2 protein-coding genes and 1 pseudogene are annotated in these 4,261 nt (G+C 32.5%); 2 read left to right on the top strand and 1 reads right to left on the bottom strand.

Annotation, left to right across the window (positions count from 1 at the left end; genetic code table 11):
* A pseudogene (locus tag ACOYLP_RS11065) lies at positions 1–160 on the top strand (lipoyl(octanoyl) transferase); the annotation flags it as partial.
* Positions 161–176: 16 nt separating this feature from the next.
* Here the strand turns inward: ACOYLP_RS11065 and ACOYLP_RS11060 are convergent.
* Positions 177–776 (bottom strand): ribonuclease HII, encoded by a 600-nt coding sequence (locus ACOYLP_RS11060; protein ID WP_422856229.1) that lies wholly within the window; start codon positions 774–776, stop codon positions 177–179.
* A gap of 186 nt (positions 777–962) precedes the next feature.
* Here ACOYLP_RS11060 and ACOYLP_RS11055 point away from each other — a divergent pair, with 186 nt between their 5' ends.
* The gene (locus tag ACOYLP_RS11055) at positions 963–4,091 is read left to right on the top strand and encodes a SusC/RagA family TonB-linked outer membrane protein (RefSeq protein ID WP_422856228.1); all 3,129 of its coding nucleotides are present in this window, start codon (positions 963–965) and stop codon (positions 4,089–4,091) included.
* The last annotated feature ends 170 nt before the right edge of the window (positions 4,092–4,261 follow it).

Here is a 4,261-nt window from a genome sequence, read left to right as displayed (position 1 = left end):
CTATTTTGATAATATCATTCCATGTGGCATTAAAGGAAAAGCTGTTACTTCGATGCACGTTGAACTTGGAAGAAGGATTGATGAGGAAGAAGTAAAAGATAAAATCATAAAACATTTTTCAACCCTTTTTGAAGCAAATTTTAAGCATTTTGAAATCTAAAATTGTTTATCTGCAATCATAAATCTAATTTCAATTGCTCAGGCAATAATCGAAACGACATCCGATGGTATTTAGTGACGCCATATTTTCTTATGGCTTCTCTGTGTTCGATTGTTGGGTAGCCTTTGTTTTGTTTCCAGTTGTACATTGGAAATTCTTCATGAATTCTATTCATATATTCATCTCTGTATGTTTTTGCTAAAACCGAAGCTGCTGCAATGCTCATGTATTTTGAGTCGCCTTTAATTATTGTAGAAAATGGAATATTGTTAATAGGTTTGAAGCGATTTCCATCAATTATTATATAATTAGGTAAAGGGTCAAGTTTTAAGATGCTATTCTGCATTGCTTTGATTGATGCGTTTAAAATATTTATTTCATCTATAATTAGTGGTTCCAAATGAGTAACAGAAAAAGAAATGGCTTTTTCTTCTATAATCGGTTTAAGTTTTTCTCTTGTTTTTTCTGAGAGTTGTTTTGAGTCATTGAGTAAGCTCAATTCAAAATTCTTTGGCAATATAATAGCTGCTGCAGTAACTGGCCCCGCAAGACAACCTCGACCAGCTTCGTCAGTTCCACACTCTATTTCAAAATTTGAGAATTTGAATTGTAACATTAAAAAATTTTTCTAAAAATATAAAAAATGACGCAACTCTATAATTATAATTGTATCACTATTATCATGAAGCATTCGTTAATAAAAATATTTAACAATATTTCAAAATATTATTTAGTGTTAATGTTTGGTTAATTAAGAAATAATTAAGAAGTTTGCAAAATAACTAACTCAAATAAAATTAATATGAGATCGAAGTTCAAATGGATTTTTACGCTATTAATGGCGTTATCAATGCAGTTTTCGTTTGCACAAGAGAAAACTGTAACAGGTGTTGTTTCAGATAATTCTGGGCCTCTACCAGGTGCTAACATTATTGTTAAAGGCACTAATCGTTCTGCGCAAGCAGATTTTGATGGTAAATTTTCAATCAAAGCAAAACAAGGTGAAGTACTTGTAATTTCTTTTGTTGGAATGTCTGATACTTCAATTACAGTTGGAGCATCAAACACCGTAAATGTAAAATTGCAAGACGGAGTAAAACTTGATGAAGTCGTAGTGCAAGGTTATGGTAGAACTGCAACAAAAGCCAAAACAATTGGAGCAACACAAACCGTGTCAGCAAAAACAGTTGCGAATAGACCTAACGTTAACGTGCTTCAATCTTTACAAGGTCAATTGGCAGGTACAAATATTGCTTTAGGTTCAGGGCAGCCAGGAACTAATAAGATAGATGTAATCATTAGAGGGGAAAGTTCTCTTAATGCTAGTACTGATCCGTTATATGTAGTTGACGGTATTCCTTTGACGCAAGCTTTCTTTAGAAATTTAAATCCAAATGATATAGAAAGTGTTACTGTATTAAAAGATGCATCTGCTACAGCTATATATGGTAACAGAGGTACAAATGGTGTAATTTTAATTAACACTAAAAAAGCAGGGTATGACGAATCAATGGCAATAAATTATTCATCTTCTTATGGTACATCAGAATTTAGAGGAGATAATTATAACCTTGTTAATGCCAAGCAACATTTAAGATTACAAAATATATTCGGTGACGGTCCTGGATTTGATGGTTCTGCTCCTGTTAATAATGTTACGGGTGATCCTATGTTTGTAGTTGATCCAAATAACATTGATGCATTCACTACAAATACCAACTGGAAAGATGTATTTTTTAGAATAGGCACTACCCAAAGCCATGATTTAAGTATCACTTCGGGGGGTAAAAATATGTCTAATTTTACTTCTGTAGGTTATTATGATCAACAAGGTATTGTTCCTACGACAACTTTCAAAAGGTTTTCTATTAGAAGTAATTTTACGGGTAAATCTAGCAATGATAAATTTAACTATGGTTTAAATGTTGGTTTGACGTATTCAAGAAGAAATCAATTAGAGCAAGAAACTAGAGGTGGAATTAATACTAACGTGCTTCAAAATCCACTACAAGGATATCTTTCATCTGCATCTTATTACAGTCCTTCTACTTATGTAAGTGGTCAACAATTATTTGATGAATATGGAGCTCCATCTTTAGACATCGTTCCTTTCATGCTTTTAGATTTATTCCAAAAAAATCGTGCGCCAAGTTTTTTTGACGAATATAAAACTTTATTGGCAGCAAACATGAGTTATAAATTAACTAAAGATTTAACTTATTCTGTAACAGCTGGTGCTGATTATACTGAAGATAAAAGAACTTTTGCTATTGGTCCAGAAGCGTATCTGTCCATTGTAAGAGCGGTTGGAGCAGGTCAAGCTTTTCATGGTTTAGAAAATCAAAGAAGTCAAAGAGAGTTTATGTTCAATTTTGTGAACAGACTTAATTACAAAAGAATTTTTGCAGAAAAACATACTTTAGATATTTCAGGATATACAGAATATTTGAAAGCGCATAGAAGAGTATTTTTATTCCAACAAATTGGTTTGAATCCACTTACTTGGTCTCCAGGAGCAGGTACAGGTTATATACCTTATGCTACTACTTTACCTGCAAGTTACATACCTACAACGGGAGCAGGGAATGTTAATGCTGGTACATTCTCTTATTTCGGCACCTTAGATTATGATTATGATACAAAATTTGGTTTAGCTGCAACATTAAGACGTGATGCTTCTTACCGTTTTGTTGATGATAATAAATGGGGAACTTTTTGGTCTGTTGCAGGTAGATGGAACATCTCAAGAGAGAGTTTTATGAAAAATGCTACTTGGATTAAAGATTTAAAACTTAGAGCTTCTTACGGAACAACGGGTAACCAAAACGTTCAAGCTAGAGGTGAAGATGATACACAAAGTACTATATTCTATGCTGCACAAGCGGTTAGAGATTTGAATAGTTCGCAACAAGGGTATCCAAATTCTGCTTCTTTTGGAGTTTCAAGTTATGCAAATACAGCTTTGAAATGGGAAACAACTGCCCAAACTAATATTGGTATCGATTTTAACATTAAAAATAGACTTTCGGGATCTTTTGATTGGTACCGTAAATTGACTACTGATTTATACCAATCTATTCCAATTTCTGCAGCTAATGGAATTAGATCTATTGCAAGTAATGATGGTGCTTTATCAAATCAAGGATATGAATTATCTTTACGTTTTGATGTGTTAAAAGATTCTAAGTTTAAACTTTCTGTTTTTGCTAATGGAGCATTTAATGACAATGAGATTGCTAGTTTAGGTTCATTAGATCCTGATGGGGACGGACTAGTTAGACTTGGTGATAGTTTTGTACAAGTTAAAGGTCAAACAGCTAATCAGTATTATCTAGTTCCATATATGGGGGTTAATCCGGTAAATGGAAATTTACTTTTCTTAGATATCAACAACAATTTGACTGAAGATCCAACAGATGCTGATAGAAGAACTACTGACAAAAATTACCTTCCTAAATATCAAGGTGGTTTTGGTTTTAACTCCTCTTATGAAGGGTTCTTCTTAGATGCTTCTTTTGTATATTCTCAAGATTTTTACAAATTCGATTCTGATTATGCAGGTTTAATGGATATTAGAAATGTGAATCCATTCCCTGTAAGTAATGAATTATTCAATGCTTGGACACCTACAAATACTAGTTCTAACATTCCATCATTGAATGCTACTAATATCGATGCTGGTGATTTGTCAGATAGATTCTTACGTGATGCTTCATTTGTTAGATTAAGAAACATAAGCTTTGGTTATGATGTGCCAGCTAAATTCTTGAAGAAAACCTTTATTAAAGGGTGTCGTTTCAGATTACAAGGAGAAAATATTTTAACTTGGACTAAGTGGAAAGGTTTTGATCCTGAAACATTTACAACTGGTGGTTCTGGATATTTTCCAACTCCTAAGGTGTATACTTTTGGTGTAGATATTAATTTTTAATTAAATATAAAATGAAAAAAAGAATAGTATTTTTAAGTCTTTTTGCCATATTGTTTTCATGTAATGATGCAACAGAAATTGTGCAAGAAGGAGAATTAAATGATCAAAGATTGTTTACAAATGTTGGTAATATGCAATTATTTTTAAACGAGACTTATGATAAACTTGCA

It is taken from the genome of Flavobacterium sp. (assembly GCF_049318325.1).
Taxonomy (GTDB): Bacteria; Bacteroidota; Bacteroidia; order Flavobacteriales; family Flavobacteriaceae; genus Flavobacterium.
The sequence above is the reverse complement of the archived record's forward strand: the minus strand, read 5'-3'. Positions and strand labels throughout refer to the sequence as shown.

Excerpts from the sequence above, each read along its gene's own strand:
- ACOYLP_RS11060 (WP_422856229.1), bottom strand. The coding sequence starts at position 776 with ATGTTACAATTCAAATTCTCAAATTTTGAAATAGAGTGTGGAACTGAC.
- ACOYLP_RS11055 (WP_422856228.1), top strand. The coding sequence starts at position 963 with ATGAGATCGAAGTTCAAATGGATTTTTACGCTATTAATGGCGTTATCA.